This is a genomic window from Prochlorococcus marinus subsp. marinus str. CCMP1375, assembly GCF_000007925.1.
In the GTDB taxonomy this organism is placed as follows: Bacteria; Cyanobacteriota; Cyanobacteriia; order PCC-6307; family Cyanobiaceae; genus Prochlorococcus_E; species Prochlorococcus_E marinus.
In genome coordinates this window covers 1,666,595-1,683,836 of sequence record NC_005042.1, presented here as the reverse complement: position 1 = coordinate 1,683,836, position 17,242 = coordinate 1,666,595, and the positions used below count along the sequence as shown (strand labels likewise).

16 protein-coding genes are annotated in these 17,242 nt (G+C 37.0%); 5 read left to right on the top strand and 11 right to left on the bottom strand.

Going from position 1 to position 17,242, the window contains the following annotated elements; genetic code table 11:
* Nucleotides 1-3: 3 nt before the first annotated feature.
* The 6 genes from PRO_RS08995 to rpmI form a co-directional block, all read right to left on the bottom strand.
* The gene (locus PRO_RS08995) at nt 4-1,200 is read right to left on the bottom strand and encodes an NAD-dependent epimerase/dehydratase family protein (RefSeq protein ID WP_011125975.1); all 1,197 of its coding nucleotides are present in this window, start codon (nt 1,198-1,200) and stop codon (nt 4-6) included.
* A 63-nt stretch (nt 1,201-1,263) separates the two neighbouring features.
* A complete protein-coding gene (locus PRO_RS08990) occupies nt 1,264-1,428 on the bottom strand; it encodes a DNA-binding protein (protein WP_011125974.1) in 165 nt (54 codons plus the stop codon).
* Between the two features lie 72 nt (nt 1,429-1,500).
* Nucleotides 1,501-2,316 carry a thiazole synthase gene (locus tag PRO_RS08985; RefSeq protein ID WP_011125973.1) on the bottom strand — a complete coding sequence of 272 codons (816 nt, stop codon included), beginning with the start codon at nt 2,314-2,316 and terminating at the stop codon, nt 1,501-1,503.
* Between the two features lie 15 nt (nt 2,317-2,331).
* Nucleotides 2,332-2,889 carry a tetratricopeptide repeat protein gene (locus PRO_RS08980; RefSeq protein ID WP_011125972.1) on the bottom strand — a complete coding sequence of 186 codons (558 nt, stop codon included), beginning with the start codon at nt 2,887-2,889 and terminating at the stop codon, nt 2,332-2,334.
* Between the two features lie 107 nt (nt 2,890-2,996).
* Nucleotides 2,997-3,344 (bottom strand): 50S ribosomal protein L20, encoded by a 348-nt coding sequence (gene rplT / locus PRO_RS08975; RefSeq protein ID WP_011125971.1) that lies wholly within the window; start codon nt 3,342-3,344, stop codon nt 2,997-2,999.
* Between the two features lie 64 nt (nt 3,345-3,408).
* Complete coding sequence (gene rpmI, locus PRO_RS08970; RefSeq protein WP_011125970.1) at nt 3,409-3,606, bottom strand: 50S ribosomal protein L35; 198 nt, start codon at nt 3,604-3,606, stop codon at nt 3,409-3,411.
* Between the two features lie 109 nt (nt 3,607-3,715).
* On the opposite strand from rpmI, the gene PRO_RS08965 reads away from it, so the two are divergent.
* Nucleotides 3,716-5,254, top strand: coding sequence for a SpoIID/LytB domain-containing protein (locus PRO_RS08965; RefSeq protein ID WP_011125969.1), 1,539 nt, complete (start codon nt 3,716-3,718; stop codon nt 5,252-5,254).
* 46 nt (nt 5,255-5,300) lie between these two features.
* The gene (locus PRO_RS08960; RefSeq protein ID WP_011125968.1) at nt 5,301-6,614 is read left to right on the top strand and encodes a glycosyltransferase; all 1,314 of its coding nucleotides are present in this window, start codon (nt 5,301-5,303) and stop codon (nt 6,612-6,614) included.
* A 10-nt stretch (nt 6,615-6,624) separates the two neighbouring features.
* On the opposite strand, the gene PRO_RS08955 is transcribed toward PRO_RS08960, so the two are convergent.
* The 4 genes from PRO_RS08955 to tig all read right to left on the bottom strand — a co-directional run bounded on the left by PRO_RS08955 (nt 6,625) and on the right by tig (nt 12,017).
* The gene (locus tag PRO_RS08955; protein ID WP_011125967.1) at nt 6,625-8,304 is read right to left on the bottom strand and encodes a DNA polymerase III subunit gamma/tau; all 1,680 of its coding nucleotides are present in this window, start codon (nt 8,302-8,304) and stop codon (nt 6,625-6,627) included.
* 143 nt (nt 8,305-8,447) lie between these two features.
* On the bottom strand, nt 8,448-9,800 hold the full coding sequence (clpX, locus tag PRO_RS08950; protein WP_011125966.1) for an ATP-dependent protease ATP-binding subunit ClpX: 1,353 nt from the start codon (nt 9,798-9,800) through the stop codon (nt 8,448-8,450).
* Nucleotides 9,801-9,913: 113 nt separating this feature from the next.
* Nucleotides 9,914-10,564 (bottom strand): ATP-dependent Clp endopeptidase proteolytic subunit ClpP, encoded by a 651-nt coding sequence (clpP, locus tag PRO_RS08945; RefSeq protein WP_011125965.1) that lies wholly within the window; start codon nt 10,562-10,564, stop codon nt 9,914-9,916.
* Nucleotides 10,565-10,613: 49 nt separating this feature from the next.
* A complete protein-coding gene (gene tig, locus PRO_RS08940; protein WP_011125964.1) occupies nt 10,614-12,017 on the bottom strand; it encodes a trigger factor in 1,404 nt (467 codons plus the stop codon).
* 165 nt (nt 12,018-12,182) lie between these two features.
* On the opposite strand from tig, the gene PRO_RS08935 reads away from it, so the two are divergent.
* From PRO_RS08935 to PRO_RS08925, 3 genes are all read left to right on the top strand, one after another.
* The gene (locus PRO_RS08935) at nt 12,183-13,214 is read left to right on the top strand and encodes an aspartate-semialdehyde dehydrogenase (protein ID WP_011125963.1); all 1,032 of its coding nucleotides are present in this window, start codon (nt 12,183-12,185) and stop codon (nt 13,212-13,214) included.
* On the top strand, nt 13,211-14,119 hold the full coding sequence (gene dapA, locus PRO_RS08930; protein ID WP_011125962.1) for a 4-hydroxy-tetrahydrodipicolinate synthase: 909 nt from the start codon (nt 13,211-13,213) through the stop codon (nt 14,117-14,119). The genes PRO_RS08935 and dapA overlap by 4 nt, the downstream gene beginning before the upstream one ends.
* 82 nt (nt 14,120-14,201) lie before the next feature.
* Nucleotides 14,202-16,145 (top strand): ribonuclease J, encoded by a 1,944-nt coding sequence (locus tag PRO_RS08925; RefSeq protein WP_011125961.1) that lies wholly within the window; start codon nt 14,202-14,204, stop codon nt 16,143-16,145.
* 33 nt (nt 16,146-16,178) lie between these two features.
* Here the strand turns inward: PRO_RS08925 and tilS are convergent, their stop codons facing one another.
* Nucleotides 16,179-17,189 carry a tRNA lysidine(34) synthetase TilS gene (gene tilS, locus PRO_RS08920; protein ID WP_011125960.1) on the bottom strand — a complete coding sequence of 337 codons (1,011 nt, stop codon included), beginning with the start codon at nt 17,187-17,189 and terminating at the stop codon, nt 16,179-16,181.
* Nucleotides 17,190-17,242: the final 53 nt, after the last annotated feature.

The following is a 17,242-nucleotide window of genomic DNA, read 5'->3' as shown; positions in this document are numbered from 1 at the left end:
GAATTACTTTGACTGTTTTATTGCTTTTGCTTGGTTTGCGGTCCATGCAGATATACATGGTATACGTTTTTTATCACATCTATCAGACCAACGGCGAGCTACTTCTACAACCTCTGTGAGAAGACCATCATCCAATGTTGTGGGCTTTAGACCGAGTTCAATGAAGCAACGATTATCTACTATCAGATCATTCTCTACAGCTTCATTTCGTGGATTTGGCAAGTAATTCACTTCAGCTCCTGTTAATTTCGCTACTTTTTTTGCTAATTCTCCAACTTGATGACTCTCGGTCATTTGGTTGAATATTTTTACTCTTTCTCCACTTTCAGGAGGGTTTTCTAGAGCAAGTTGAACACATTTTACTGAGTCTCTAATGTGAATAAAGGCCCGAGTTTGTCCGCCAGTTCCATGTACTGTGAGTGGATAGTTGATCGCAGCTTGCATTAGGAATCTATTTAAGACTGTCCCATAATCACCATCGTAGTCAAATCTATTAGTTAACCGGGGATCTTTTCCAGTCGCTTCAGTATTAGTACCCCAAACTATTCCTTGATGTAAGTCAGTAATTTTAACGTTATCGTTTTTGTTGTAATAAAGGAAAAGTAACTGATCAAGTGTCTTAGTCATATGGTAAACACTTCCTGGACTGGCTGGGTGAAGAATTTCTTCTTCAAAACGGCTTCCATCAGGTTGAGGAACTTCGACTTTTAAATATCCTTCAGGAATAGTTGCACCTCGATGGGATCCATATCCATATACCCCCATTGTGCCTAAATGAACTACATGTACGTCTAACCCTGATTCAACAATTGCGGCTAAGAGGTTGTGCGTACCATTGACATTATTGTCCACAGTATATCTTTTGGTTGCACTGCTTTTCATTGAGTAAGGAGCAGCACGCTGTTCAGCAAAATGAACTATTGCATCAGGTTGTTCTTCAATAATCAAATCTAATAAACGCTGGTATTCACTAGCAATATCCATCTGACTGAAGCGGATAGGATTCCCCCCTATTTCTTGCCAAGCTTCCAAACGCTCTCGAATATTGGCAATGGGCGTAAGAGATTCCACTTCCAAATCGATATCTATTTTTCGACGGCTGAGATTATCAACGATTAAGACATCGTGCCCGTGTTCAGCCAAGTTCACTGAACAAGGCCAACCACAGAAGCCGTCACCACCAAGAACAAAAACTTTCACCCAAAACTCCAGGAGTGAAGATCCGAGGACCCAAAGTACTAGAAAAGCTACTATAAGCTTTGACTAAATAACTAAATAAATACCAATAATACTAATTAATGCTATTGCACCAAGTAGGGCTAATAGCTGAAACCGCTTATAACTACTAGGTCTTGAATTAATTACTTCGATTCTTGGCTCATTTGCAAATGCATTTTGTCTACCGCCAGACTCGTTGGTAATTGTCATTTCACTAATATTCCTCGAGGGAGAATATGAATTTCCTCTTAGTTCTTAGTACTTCTGTTACTTACCGTTACGCTATTGAACGTAAGAAGATTTAGATATTTCTGTACAAGGTGAGCTTGGATTGGCTAAAGGCTGTTCAACTAAGCGTCCTGCCAAGAAGGCTTTTCGGCCAGCGTGAACGCCTTTACACATTCCTTCCGCCATCGATTTGGGATCCTTTGCTAAAGCAATTGCGCTATTGATTAGAACTGCGTCTGCACCCATTTCCATTGCCTCAGCGGCATGACTAGGTACTCCAATACCAGCATCTACAATTACAGGAACATTTGAATTTTCAATAATTATTCGAATATTGCTTTCATTGCGAATTCCTTGGGCTGATCCAATAGCAGAACCTAACGGCATTACGCATGAACAACCAATATTTTCAAGTCTTTTTGCTAATAGAGGATCAGCATTGATATATGGCATTACAACAAATCCTTCTTTAATAAGTGCTTCAGCAGCTTCTAGGGTGCCAAATGGGTCTGGAAGAAGATATCTATTATCTGGAATGACTTCTAGCTTGACAAAATTGTTGTCTTCTTGACCGGACAACTTGGCAAGTTCTCGACCCATTTTTGCAATACGTATTGCTTCTTCCGAATTAGTGCAACCTGCAGTATTAGGAAGCATCCACAATTTTTTCCAATCAATTGCTTCCATTAAGCCTTTATGTGAAGATTCTGACGATTGAACTCTTCTGACAGCAACGGTAACAATTTCACATTCTGAGTTAATAATGCTTTCTTGCATTTGATTGAGAGTTTGATACTTTCCGGTACCAATTAAAAGCCTACTTTTAAATAATTTGTTTCCTATAGATAAGGAAGATGAATTATTGTTCATTGAATCTAAATAGAATTAAAAACCTTTTTTATAAATAATATTTTCCGAACTACTTTTTTTCCTTTTATTCAATTTACCTAGTTGTTTAATTGCTGTTTTATTATTTGGATCTATTTCTAGAACCTCTTTATATAGATCATATGCCTCGTCTTCTTGTAATAGTTTTTGCTTAGCAAATGCTAAATTATTCATTGCTACAGGGTAATCATTTTTTTCTCTGATAGCATTTTTATAATGTTTTATTGCTTCGTTAAATTTATCTTGTGCAGCCAATGAAAAACCTAAGGCATTCTCAATAATTGCTTTTGCTTCACTTGGCTCATCAGTAATTTGTTTTAGCGCCTTTTTTAGACTAATTGTAGCTTGTGGATATAATCGCTTTTTTAATTGAGCAGAGCCTAATTCATATAAGTTCTCAGATTTACTTGAATCAATTGCGCCACTCTTCTCTAACTTGGCCAGATTAATTTCATTTCTTCTTACCTTTAACACTTGACGACCAACTACAATTGCTAGAATTAATAATATGCTTGTAAGTATAACTAAGTAGGTTTGGGGCAAAGATGATGGCATTGATAAAGCTAAATTCTCTGAGGATTCGTGATAACTTTAATTATAATCAAAAGACTTTAATATAATTATTAAAGTATACTTTTCTTGTTTAAGCTAAATTAATCAATTTATTTTTTAACATCTGCTACAACTTTTTGAAAGTTTGTTGGATCAAGAATAGCTATTTGGGCCAACATTTTTCTATTAATTCTAATATCTGCTTTTTTTAGATTGCCGATTAGCTTGCTATAGCTCATTCCATTCATTCTTGCTGCTGCATTAATTCGAGCTATCCATAGCCGTCTGAAATCCCGCTTACGACGTTTTCTATCTCTATATGCATTGCATAGGGCTTTCATTACCCGCTGGTTCGCAGTGCGAAACAATGAACCGTTACTTCCTTGAAAGCCTTTGGCTAATCGGAGTATTTTGTTTCTGCGCTTTCTAGCAACATTTCCTCTTTTAACGCGAGACATAATTGAAGAGAATCAAAGGGTGAAAAATTAAAAAAGTTGTTTTTTGAATTTCAATAAAAAACAATTAGCTGTAGGGGAGCATCAGGCTAACGTTTTCTGAATCCCGCTCATCAACAACTGCTTTTGTTCCAAGATGGCGTTTGAGCTTGGAGCTCTTATGATCTAACAAGTGATTGCGGAAAGCTCTGCGCCTCATGAACTTGCCAGTGCCTGTAACTTTAAATCGTTTTGCGGCAGCTTTGCGAGTTTTGAGTTTAGGCATTTTTGGCAAAAACACAAATACAATCTATTACTCTACTTCCTAATACTCCCTTAAGCAAAATTGGCTTATTGATTAGCTGGTTTTTGGTTGTTTCGTGTTCTTATTTTTGATGTATAAAGCAGTTCTACAACGATTATTTTTTTACGGCTGTGTTTTTCTGCTGACTGGGTTGGATTATGAATCGAAAGCCAACAATGTGATTTCTTCAGATTCTTCTTTTTCTACTCATTGGGAGGTTTCAAAGCCATTAGCTCTTAAAGAAACTAAGAGTTTATTAGTAAGCTTAGAGCCATATTTGGGCAGAGAGGCTTTTGCTAGTTCCAAAGCGCCTCTTTTAAAATTGGTTAGTGCTGATAGACCTTTGCTTTTAAAAGATTCGAATGGTTTAGTCCATAAGGCGTCAGAAATTAATATTGGTTGGCGTAATGTTCAACTCAAAACCCCACGTTTTTTTATTCGTAAAGTTATAGGACCATTTGCAAGTTTTGAATCTGCCCAAAGAATTTCTCTTTTATTAGAAGAAGATGGAGTCGAAAATTTTATAGCGCATCCATCTGAATGGGAGATTTGGGTTTCAAAGGATGCCAAATTACCTAATGGACTTCAATTTAATGAAGTCAATCAAAAGGTTTTGCAGGAAGTTAAACCTGTTTTAGAAACTGGTTCAGGCAACTATTTGCTGTCAGGTGATGTTTCAATTCAGGCTCCAGATGGATTGCTTTGGAAGGGTGGCTTGTATTCAGGAGAATTTCTTTTGAAACCAGATGCTTATGGAACTTGGACTTTTATCGAGAAGCTTCCTATTGAGAAATATTTACGAGGCGTATTACCTCATGAGATTGGTAGTGCATCTCCTTCAAATGCATTAGCCGCCCAAGCAGTCCTTGCTAGGACATGGGCTATTGCTAATAGTCATCGTTTTTCAATAGATGGTTATCATTTATGTAGTGATACGCAGTGTCAGATATATAAAGATCCTGCAAAAGCAAATGATGCAGTGATTCATGCAATTAAACAAACTCATGGAAGAGTTCTGAATTGGAATGGTAAACCTATTAATGCTGTTTATCACGCTACTAATGGAGGAGTCAGTGCGGCTGGCTATGAGGCTTGGGCGATAGCAGATTTACCTTATTTAAGAACAATGCTAGATGGATCTATAAGATGGAAAAGACAGTTTTTGTTGCCAATTGATGAAGATACTCAAGTAAAAAGATTGCTTTCTAAGCGAGATGGGGCTTTTGGTAATAACCATCGTCGATTTAGATGGAAAAGAATTTTGAAGAAAGAAGATTTTAGAAAAGCCCTGAATTTATCAAATTCTAAAAAGGAATTTCCTCAAACAATTCGTGTTCTGGAGCGAGGACCGAGTGGCAGGGTTGTAGCCCTTGAAATTAAAGGTGATACAGATGATTCTCAAATTATTCTTCGCTTAGATGCGATACGACGAACGTTAAGAAATTTGCCAAGCACACTTTTTATAATTGAGGAATTGGAAGAAGGAGTGTGGGAATTTATTGGAGGAGGTTTTGGACATGGAGCTGGTTTATCTCAAGCTGGGGCAATTGATTTGGCTTTAAGAGGTTGGAATACTACTAAGATTCTTAAGTATTACTACCCAGGAACAACATATGAATCTTTTAAATAGTTTTGAGAAGACCACTTAGAGTCACTCCTTGAACCTCGGGATTTCCATGGCAATACCAAGTGTTAATGGAGGGCACCGACGTAGCAAAGCATTTTTGTTTCTTATTTGCTGTGCATTGGCAGGATCTCTTCCTCATTGCATGAAGCAACCTCAAAGCTTTTTTCCAGCGTTGACTCTTGCATTTTTATTAGGCATATATGCCTTCCGAGTTGTTTTGCGAGGGCGTTCAAATTTTAAAAATTTGTTGACTGTCTCAAACGATATTTTAGAGATAGATGATGACTTACCTTTTGTTGATGTCATTGTTTCAGCTAGAGATGAAGAAGCAGTAGTCGGAAAATTGGTCCAAAGACTTGCTGCTATGCAATATCCAAAAGAAAAAATCCAAATTTGTATTATTGATGATGGTAGTCAGGACAAGACCTCATTGATCTTGCAAGAATTAAATAAACAATTTTCTAATCTGAAAGTTATAAGTCGTTCAAGAAAATCTGGCGGAGGGAAGTCAGGGGCTCTAAATCAAGCTTTAAAAAAGGTGCATGGAGAATGGGTATTCATCTTGGATGCCGATGCTGACTTTAATGATGAGATTTTGTTGAAATTAGTTCCTTTTGCTAAAGAGGGTAGATGGGCTGCAGTGCAATTAAGAAAAGCAGTGGTGAATTCTCAGCAGAATCTTCTAACTTGTTGTCAGGCAATGGAAATGGCTATGGATACTGTTATTCAACAAGGCCGTCAATCGATAGGTGGAGTTGTTGAATTAAGAGGAAATGGCGCACTTTTGAATAGACAAGCTTTGGATAAATGTGGTGGTTTTAATGAGGGAACTGTTACTGATGATCTTGATTTAAGCTTTCGCTTTTTACTCTCCGGAGGCTTAATAGGTATTCTTTGGGATCCTCCAGTCTATGAAGAAGGAGTAGAAACACTTGGACCTTTAATGCGTCAGCGGAAAAGATGGGCTGAAGGAGGGTTGCAACGCTTTTTTGATTATTGGCCTTTATTGATATCTCGAAGATTAAATAGTGCTCAACACCTTGATTTAACTGCTTTTTTTCTTTTGCAATATGTTCTTCCAGTTATATCTTTTTTTGATGTAATAACTTTTCTGATTACAAAAACGATCCCTGTTTATTGGCCTCTTTCTATAGTTGCTTTTAGCATCTCAGGCTTGGCATTTTTCAGTGGTTGTAGAAGAAGTTCTTTTGGACCTAAAATACCAAATCCAACACCATTTCATTTAATTATCTCAATAATATATTTATCGCATTGGTTCTTTGTAATCCCTCTTATAACAATTAAAATGGCATTCATTCCTAAAAAATTAGTATGGGTTAAAACAATGCACAAAGGAAATTAAATGTATTGCATTATTCATTACCTTCTAAATCAATAATCTTCCCATTAAAAAAATTTGCAAAATTCTCCGTTTCCTCTGAGATTACATCATTCAATTTTGAAGAAGTATTGTTATTATTTAATTTATTACTATCTAATTTCAGGTTTCTATCTTTAATATTTTTCTCAGTTAATAAATTCTTATCATCAACTTCAATTGAGGGTGTATTTAGTTTACTTTGCTGTATCAGGCTTAGCTCTATATTTTCTCCAAGGCACTTTCTAATTGCTTTTTGAATAATATTTTTCCGACTTTGAATCATCCCTAACCAATTTTCAGAGATAGAAATCTCTGCTTGATTTTTTGTTAAGTTAGTTAATCTTGCTTGTTGAGATAAAAGCATTCTTGTTGACGGTAATTCTATTTGGGACAGAATCTGCTCCCATTGACTTAATAAACCTGACTTGGATTGCTCATTATCAGCAGTCACTTCTTGCCTTACACTTTCATCAGTATTTAAGATTTGTTTTTCTATAACATGGTCATTATTTAATGTATTGTTTGCATTCACTTTTACCTCTTGTATATTTTTACTAGCTTTCTTTTCACTTATGTTTGGATTACTTAAAAGACCAAGTAACAGAACCTCAAGCCATAAACGCGGCTGAAGACTAAACCTAATTTGTGATTCTGAACCTTTCAGATATTTTTGCCAATATAAGATTCTATCTAATTCTAATTCTGATGAAATTTTGGTTAGCGTTTCCTGAGATTGCTTGGATAAACTACATAAACTAGGTTGATCAGGAAGTGATTTAATAAGAACCAAGTCCCTTAAAGTTGCTGTTAGTCCTTGTAAAATTGATATTGGTTCTTTACCATTATCAAATAATTTTCGGCATGTTTTTAGTAAGGAAATAGGGTCTTGTGATATTAAAGATGATGTAAGAATAATGAGATCATTCTCAGGGACTTCTCCTAATAATTCCCATATAGATTGTAAATTAATTGGGGGCTTTAGTAGACTTAGTTGATCAAGTAAACTTTCTGCATCTCTGAGTCCACCTTCTGAACGTTGTGCGATTAAATTTATAGATTCTTGATCTATTTCAATTTTTTCTTTACTGGCAATTGTTGTTAGGTGACTCGTTAATGAAGTAATAGGAATTCTACGAAAGTCAAATCTTTGGCATCGGCTTAGAATGGTTTGTAGCAGTCTTTGGGGATCAGTCGTAGCTAATACAAAGACTGTTTGAGATGGAGGTTCTTCTAGAGTTTTTAAAAGAGCATTAAATGCAGCTGTTGAAAGCATGTGGCATTCATCAATTACATAAACTTTCCAACGAGCTTGAACAGGTGCAAATTGAGATCTTTCTATTAATTCCCTAATATTGTCTACTCCTGTATTTGAGGCAGCGTCTATTTCAATGATATCTAGTGCAGTACCTTTCCCAATTTCTTTACATAAGTTGCATTGGCAGCATGGAGCAATCGTAGGCTTTTCACTTTGTTGACAATTTAATGATCGTGCCAAAATTCTGGCACTTGAAGTTTTTCCAGTTCCTCTTGGACCACAAAACAAATATGCTGGAGCAATTCTATTGCTAATAAGAGCTTGCTTGAGTGTCGCTACGATGGAGTCTTGTCCTACAAGATCGTCGAAGCGCTTAGGGCGATATTTTTGATGCAGCGGTTGATAAGTTTTGCTCATACGCCGCTTTGGACAAAGTTAAAGAATACTCAAGGTCAATACTCTAAGAAGAAGCTCACTGAATTTGCCTTGGTTATGTGCAAATCTTTGTAGTTGTTACTCAGATGAGATTTTTTGATAGAAAAAGTATGAATTAATTCAAATTAAGCAGATTCTTTTGTTGCTCTTTTGTCTGATGGTGGCAGAGGAACTATTTTTCCACCTGTAATAGCTTCTACCATGGCTTGGGTTACAGAACAATTTTTGATTTCGTCCTGAGAAGGAAGTTTATACATCAATTCGAGCATTAATTCTTCAACAATACCTCTCAAAGCTCTTGCTCCAGTTTTTCTTCTAAATGCTTCTTTTGCAATTGATTTTATCGCGTTTTCTTCAAAAGTTAGTTTGACATTATCCATACTCATTAATGTTATAAATTGTTTGATGACGGCATCTCTTGGTTCCTGAAGGATTGCTTCTAATGCATCTACATCCAATGGTTCTAAGACTGCGCTAACTGGCATCCGCCCTATAAATTCTGGTATTAGACCATATCTAACTAAATCATCTGGTTCTAAATTGTTCAAGACTTGATTTTTTGGAAGGTCATTGCTCTTTCTACTTTTACCACGATTATCATTTGTCATAAAACCAATAGAATTTCGACCAAGTCTTTTTTGCACAATATCTTCTAAACCAACAAATGCTCCTCCACAGATAAACAATATTTGGCTGGTATCAATTTGAATACTGTCTTGATAAGGATGCTTTCTTCCACCTTGGGGAGGAACATTTGCGATTGTCCCTTCAAGCATTTTTAATAATGCTTGCTGGACTCCTTCGCCCGAGACATCTCTAGTGATAGAAGGATTTTCACTTTTACGAGCAATTTTATCGATTTCATCAATATAAATAATTCCTCTTTGAGCTAGCTCTACATCCATATCAGATTTCTGTAAAAGTCTGAGCAGTATATTTTCTACATCTTCACCGACATAGCCAGCTTCAGTAAGGGTTGTTGCATCAGCAACTGCAAATGGTACGTCCAGCAGTTCAGCAAGTGTTTGAGCAAGTAGTGTTTTTCCACTTCCAGTAGGACCTATAAGAAGTATGTTTGACTTATGAAGTTTTGTAGTGTGTAAATCTATTTCGTTAGTTTCACTTCCTTGCCAAGCTAGTCGTTTGTAGTGATTGTAAACCGCAACAGAAAGAATTTTTTTCGCATCTTCTTGTCCTACTACTTGGTTGTCTAAAAAGCTTTTGATCTCAATTGGCTTTGGGATGGAAGAAAGTGTTGGAGCAGGTTTGCTGACAGTTGATGCAGAGGTTGGGATTTTAGAATCATTCCCATCTTTGACTTTCGAGGGATTTTCTAATAGCTCTTCATCTAAAATTTCATTACACAAGTCTATGCATTCATCGCATATATAAACACCTGGTCCTGCAATTAATTTGCGAACTTGCTCTTGAGATTTGCCACAAAAAGAGCATTTAAGATGGGCTTCAAATTTTGCCATCGATTTCCGAAGGATACCAGGATTAAGAAAAGGATCTTTTTAATAATGACCAGTTCTTACTTATAGGATCGTTGCGAATTGATGTTTAGTCAGCTTTCCGTAACGATTCCTTTTTAGTTGAGGCTGTTCACCACTTTATCGATCAGGCCATATTCAACCGCTTCTTGCGGAGAAAGGAAGTGGTCTCTATCAGTATCTTCAGAAATTTTCTCAAGAGATTGGCCAGTATGTTCTGCAAGTAAGTTGTTTAAAGTCTCTTTCAAAAAAAGAATTTCCTTTGCTTGAATTTCAATTTCAACAGCTTGACCTTGAGCACCACCAAGAGGTTGGTGAATCATTATTCTTGAATTTGGTAAGGCTAGGCGCTTTCCTTTAGATCCTCCAGCTAACAAAAAAGCCCCCATGCTTGCTGCTAGGCCATAACACATAGTCACAATGTCTGGATTCACTTGCTGCATAGTGTCGTAGATAGCTAGCCCTGCTGTTACTGAACCGCCTGGAGAATTGATGTAAAGTTGAATATCTTTTTCAGGGTCTTCGGCTTCAAGAAAAAGCATTTGCGCTACCAATGCATCTGCAATTTGATCATTGACATCAGTGCCCAAAAAAATGATTCTTTCTCTCAAAAGACGTGAATAAATGTCGAATGCTCTTTCGCCTCGTCCAGATTGCTCAATAACTGTTGGGAGCACACCAGGTCCTGAGCATGGAAGATCTCCCTTCCATTTGTTTTGAACTGGATGAATGCATTTAGTGTTAATCACCTTGAAGTTGAAAGTCCTTTAATAAACAATCTATAAGTGGAATTTATTTTTAGGGGGAATCTTTCTTTGTTTTGTCAGTTTTCTTCTGAGTGTTTTTTGGCTTAGAACTTTTCACTTTTTCATTCAATGCCTTTTTAGGCTTTTTTTCTAAAATTGTGTTGTTAGCTTCAAGCCAATCAAAAAGTTTTTCTTGTAAGAGGTCATTTTGAACAACTTGACGTAATTTTTTCTGATCTATATTTTTCTGGTTAGCTAGCTCAATATTGACTTCTTTGATTTTCTCTTCCAAGGCTTGTGAATCAACTTTAATATTTTCTGCTTCTGCTAAAGCATTCAAAGCAAGGTTTTTTTTGAGATTGATTTCAGCTTCAGGACGAGAAGATTCCATCAAAGAACTTACTAAGTCTTGAGTAAATGTTGATTTAATATCCATTCCCTGCTCTGCAAAATTCCTTGCTGTTTGTTCAATTAAATTCCGCACCTCTTCATCAATCAATGTTTTTGGTAGATCGACTTCCAGCTCTTTTACTAGTGCTTCAAGTAATGATTCTTGACGATTCTTCTTATTACGATTTTTGGCATCTGATTTGAGACGATTAGTTAATTCATTGCGCAACTCTTTTAGACTGTTCTTATCACTAGCTTGTTTAGCAAAATCGTCATCTAATTTTGGAAGCTCTCTAGTTTTTAGATCTTGTAACTGGATATCAAATTTAGCTTTTCTTCCTTTAGCTTTTTCATCTTGATAATCTTTTGGAAATTGACAATCTATAGTTTTTGTTTCATTGATCTTCATACCTACAATCCCTTCAATAAATCCAGGGATCATTCGACCTTCTTCTAAGTCGATTTCCATAGATTCGCCACTACCTCCTTCTATTTCACTTCCATCATCAGCAAAAGTACCTTTGAAAGTGAGAATAGCGATGTCACTATGATTGGCTGGACGATTTTCTACAGGAATAACGGTTGCTAATTGTTTACGAGATTCTTCTATTAGTTCATCGACTTTGCTTTCATCAAAGGTGATCGGTTCTGCTTCCGTGGTTAATCCTTTAGTGGTTTTTAGTTTAGGAATAGGTGCTACATCTGTTTCTAAAGTCACTGAAAGCGTTTGTTCTGGATTGAAATTTTCTAATAAGGGCTCAAATCCACCTGCTAACTCTGGTTCACAAAGAGGTTCTATTGATTCTTCTTTTAGAGCTTGCTTCCATATTTTTTCTAATAATTTTTCTAGGGCAGAGGCTTGAATTCTTTTAGATCCAATTTGCTGGAGAATTACAGATTTAGGTACTTTCCCTTTGCGGAAACCAGGTAGATTTGCAGATTTGCATAAAGTTGTCAGCGCATCTTCAAAACTTGTTTTGCATTGTTGAGCTGGAACTTCAAATTCAATTGCTATTCGACTATTGGGGAGGGCCTTGGTTTTTATTTTTAATTGGGAATTACTCATTGGTTCACTAAGGGTCGAAGCTCATTGGCCTATTACACTAGGGAAGAGTAAGACCATCTATCAAAAACTGAGCTTCTTTTTTCGATTTTTGGACATTAGTTTCTTTCGGCTTTTCAAATTTCTACAGTACCCATCTTTTAAAAACAATTTTTATCTTTTAATAGTTTGACTCTTCAAAAGCCTTTCCCTGATAGACCTTTAACCCTTGCTGTACTTGGTTCAAGCGGAGCAGTAGGCGCTGAAATACTAAAAATTCTTGAAGAACGTTCTTTTCCTATCAGGGAATTACGTTTATTGGCATCTGAAAGGTCTGCAGGTCAAGTTCAATTTTTTAAAGGAGAAGATCTTGTCGTAAAAAAAGTTTCACCCGAAGGATTTGAGGATGTTGATCTTGTTTTAGCTTCTGCAGGTGGATCAATTTCTCGAAAATGGAGAAAAGTAATCAATTCTGCAGGTGCTGTGATTGTTGACAATTCCAATGCATATAGGATGGAACCTGATGTTCCTTTAGTTGTTCCTGAAGTTAACCCAAGTCAGGTTTTTACTCACAAAGGGTTAATTGCAAATCCTAATTGCACAACTATTTTATTAGCTTTAGTTTTAGCCCCATTATCAGCACAATTACCAATTAAAAGAGTTGTAGTTTCCACTTATCAATCAGCTAGTGGAGCAGGAGCTAGAGCTATGAATGAGTTAAAACAACTTAGTCAAGATGTATTGAATGGGAATATTCCCAAGAGTGAAATTCTGCCTTATTCACTAGCCTTTAACTTGTTTCTCCATAACTCTCCATTGCAATCAAATAATTATTGTGAGGAGGAAATGAAAATGATTAATGAAACGCGAAAGATTTTGAATCAATCAGAGTTAGCTATAACTGCTACTTGTGTGAGAGTACCAGTTTTAAGAGCTCATTCTGAATCAATTAATATTGAATTTGCCGAACCTTTTCCAGTAGAAGAAGCACGAAAAATTCTTTCTAATGCATCTGGTATTAAACTATTAGAGGATATTCAAATGAATAGATTCCCAATGCCAATTGATGTTACTGGCAAAGATGATATTGCAGTTGGAAGAATACGACAAGATTTAAGCAATCCTAAGGCTTTAGAGTTATGGCTATGTGGTGATCAAATACGTAAAGGTGCTGCATTAAATGCAATTCAAATTGCCGAACTTTTGTTAACAAGATCATGAGTACTGTCCCTGAAATATCATCAGCTCCTTTTGGACGTTTATTAACCGCAATGGTTACTCCATTTGATACAGCAGGGGCTGTTGATTTTGCCTTAGCTGCTCGACTTGCACGTTATTTAGTTGATCAAGGTTCTGATGGTCTTATTGTTTGTGGGACTACAGGAGAGTCACCTACTTTAAGCTGGGAAGAACAATATCAATTACTTGAAACAGTAAGAAATGCTGTTAATGGTTCGGCAAAGGTATTAGCTGGGACTGGGAGTAATAGTACATCTGAGGCGATTCATGCAACTGCTAAGGCAGCTGAGGCTGGAGCTGATGGTGCTTTGGTAGTTGTGCCTTACTACAACAAGCCTCCCCAAGCAGGCTTGGAATCACATTTTCGTGCAGTTGCTCAAGCAGCTCCAGATTTACCATTAATGCTTTACAATATTCCTGGAAGAACAGGTTGTTCTATATCTCCAATCACTGTTCAAAGACTAATGAATTGTTCGAATATTGTAAGTTTCAAAGCTGCAAGTGGCACAACTAATGAAGTGACTGATCTAAGAATTAGATGCGGTTCTAGACTCGCAATTTATAGTGGAGATGATGGGCTTCTTCTTCCGATGTTATCTGTTGGTGCTGTTGGTGTAGTAAGCGTAGCTAGTCATATTGTTGGCATGCGCTTAAAAGCAATGATTGAGGCATATTTCGCTGGGGAAAATAGTCTTGCACTTAGTCATCATGAACAATTACAACCTCTATTTAAAGCTTTATTTGCAACAACTAATCCCATTCCAGTTAAGGCAGCTCTTGAACTAATTGGATGGCCAGTAGGTGCTCCCCGCAGTCCATTACTCCCTTTGGAAAATCAAATGAAAAACGAACTTATGAAAACCATTTCAGCCTTGCTTCAAACCTAACAAACGGTTTCTTTTGCAATTGGCTTTTTTGAGAGCCTTATCTCATTAACAAATCAAGCTTGTTTCCTCGATAAATTGTCTTATGACTAACAGCCCTTCTACAAAATCTCATTCTAAGGAACCATCCTTAAGAGTCATTCCTTTAGGTGGACTTCATGAGATTGGTAAAAATACATGTGTTTTTGAATATGGTGATGAGCTAATGCTTGTTGATGCAGGTTTAGCTTTTCCAAGTGATGGCATGCATGGAGTAAATGTTGTCATGCCTGATACGAGTTATTTAAGAGAAAATCAGAAACGGATTAGAGGAATGATTGTTACTCATGGTCATGAAGACCATATAGGAGGCATTTCTCATCATCTAAAGCATTTCAATATTCCAGTCATTTATGGTCCCCGTTTAGCAATGTCAATGCTTCAAGGGAAAATGGAAGAAGCAGGGGTAACAGATAGAACTACTATTCAAACTGTAGGACCAAGAGATGTCGTCAAAGTAGGTCAGTCTTTTTCTGTTGAATTTATTCGAAATACTCACTCTATGGCAGATAGCTTTTCTTTAGCTATTAAAACCCCAGTAGGGACAGTGATTTTTACAGGAGATTTTAAGTTTGATCATACGCCAGTTGATGGGGAACATTTTGATCTTGCTCGCCTGGCAAAGCATGGAGAAGAAGGTGTCTTATGCCTTTTTAGTGATTCAACTAATGCGGAGGTTCCAGGGTGGTGTCCATCAGAACGTACTGTTTTCCCTGCATTAGAACGCCATGTTGCTGAGGCTGAAGGTCGAGTAATTATTACTACATTTGCGAGTTCCATTCACCGTGTTGCAATGATTTTGGAGCTTGCTTTAAAACATGGTCGCAAGGTTGGATTACTGGGTAGATCTATGTTGAATGTCATTGCTAAAGCAAGAGAAATTGGATATATGAAGGCACCTGATGAGCTTTTTGTTCCAATTAAACAAATTCGTGATCTTCCTGATCGTGAGACATTGCTTTTAATGACTGGTAGTCAAGGAGAACCCTTAGCTGCTTTAAGTCGCATTTCACGTGGTGATCATCAACATGTGCAAGTAAAAACAACTGATACCATTATTTTTTCAGCTAGTCCCATTCCTGGAAACACAATTTCTGTTGTGAATACTATTGATCGTTTGATGCAACTTGGTGCAAAGGTAATTTATGGGAAAGGCGAGGGGATTCATGTTTCAGGGCATGGTTTCCAAGAAGATCAGAAACTTATGTTGGCGTTAACAAAGCCAAAGTATTTTGTTCCTGTGCATGGAGAGCACAGGATGCTTGTTTGTCATAGTAAAAGTGCTCAGTCGATGGGAGTTCCCGAAAATAATATTTTGCTTTTGGAGAATGGAGATGTAGTTCAACTCACACCTAATTCCATTACCAGAGGGCAACCCGTAAAAGCAGGAATCGAACTTTTAGATGCCTCTAGAAATGGCATTGTTGATGCGCGCGTGTTGAAAGAACGGCAGCAATTAGCCGAAGATGGTGTTATTACTCTTCTTGTTGCAGTTAGTACAGATGGAGTAATGGTTGCTCCACCTAGGGTCAATTTACGAGGAGTTGTCACAACTGCAGAGCCTAGGAAAATGTCTCTTTGGACTGAAAAAGAAATTATCTGGGTTTTACAGAATCGTTGGAAGCAACTTTCTAGACAGGTCAGTGCAAATTCTGTTGAAGTTGATTGGATTGGATTTCAGAGAGAGGTTGAATCTGGTTTGGCAAGAAGAATGCGTAGAGAGTTTCAAGTGGAGCCTTTAATTCTGTGCTTAGTTCAGCCTGCTCCAGGAGGTACTCCTGCTTATAAAGGAAGAGTTGATGAAGAAATTAATTCAAAAGCAGCTCCAAAAAAAGCAAATACACCTAGAAATCAGCAGCCAATTCATTCCACTAATCACAATCAAAAACCGTTAGCTGCAAGTGTCAGTACTTCAACTCCTCAGCAAGAGAATACAACTCTAGAAGAGCCAGCAGGTAGAACTAGACGTCGTCGTTCTGCAATTGGTTAGAGGAAAGAAAATTATAGAAACTTCTAGCTTGGATTAATTAATCAGCTCGATGGAATTTTTGTTCCATCTAATTTTTAAATGATTAGATATATCCATATTTCCTGGTCCTTTGTTTTTTCCAATCTTCTGACTAAGCTCTTCCAGTTGCTTTGATGAAAGCAGAGGTGCTTTGTTGTCTTCTAACCATTGCGCCAGAATAATTGCTCTTACTGTTTTAGATAGTTTTGTCATTTTGCTTCTGCTTAACCCTGTTGAAGTAAGTAATGCTCCAAGGGCAAGGTGAGCTAATTGATGTTGATCTTTTTGCAAAGATGTAAGACGTTCTGCAAGATTTGAGATTCTTATAGTGCTTTGTGGATGTAATGACTCAAGCACAGGAATTATTTCTGCTCGGATTTTATTTCGGCTGTAAGCAATATTGGAATTAGAGGGATCAATCCATATTGGAAGATCCATTTCATCACATATTTGAATAGTTTCTTGTCTGCTAAATCTTAGGATTGGACGAATCAGTTGTATTTTGGTTTCAAGTGTTCTGTCCTCTCTTAAACTGCTTAAACCTTTTAAATGCGCTCCTCTTGCGAGATTCATGATAAAAGTCTCAGTTCTATCATTAGCTGTGTGACCAGTCAAAACGCGTTCGCAAGGTAAAGAAGGGCTTTCTTTCGAAAGAGTTTTAGCTTGTTGGATAAGGCTTTTATAGCGCCAGTTTCTTGCATCTTCTTCAGTAGATACTTTTTGCTTATTTGTTCTATTGCAAAAAAAACTCAGCTTTTGACATTTACACCATTCTTCTAGTTCTTCGGCTATTTGTCTTGATTGGTTATGCCAGCCATGATCTCCGTGCCAAACATGAACTTTCCATTCATAAATTCTTTGCAGATCAAGAATTAATTTGAGTAACGCCATCGAATCTTGTCCTCCTGAGACTGAGATAAGAAGAGATGATCCATAGGGCAGTAGATTGCTTTTGCTTTTTAGTGATTTATGTAATCTTTCATGCCATTTGGTCCATGGTTTTTCGACTTTGGTGGAATTTGTCATATTCATTGGTTAATTCACTATATGGACTTTGTGTAGTTCTTATCTCGAACTAA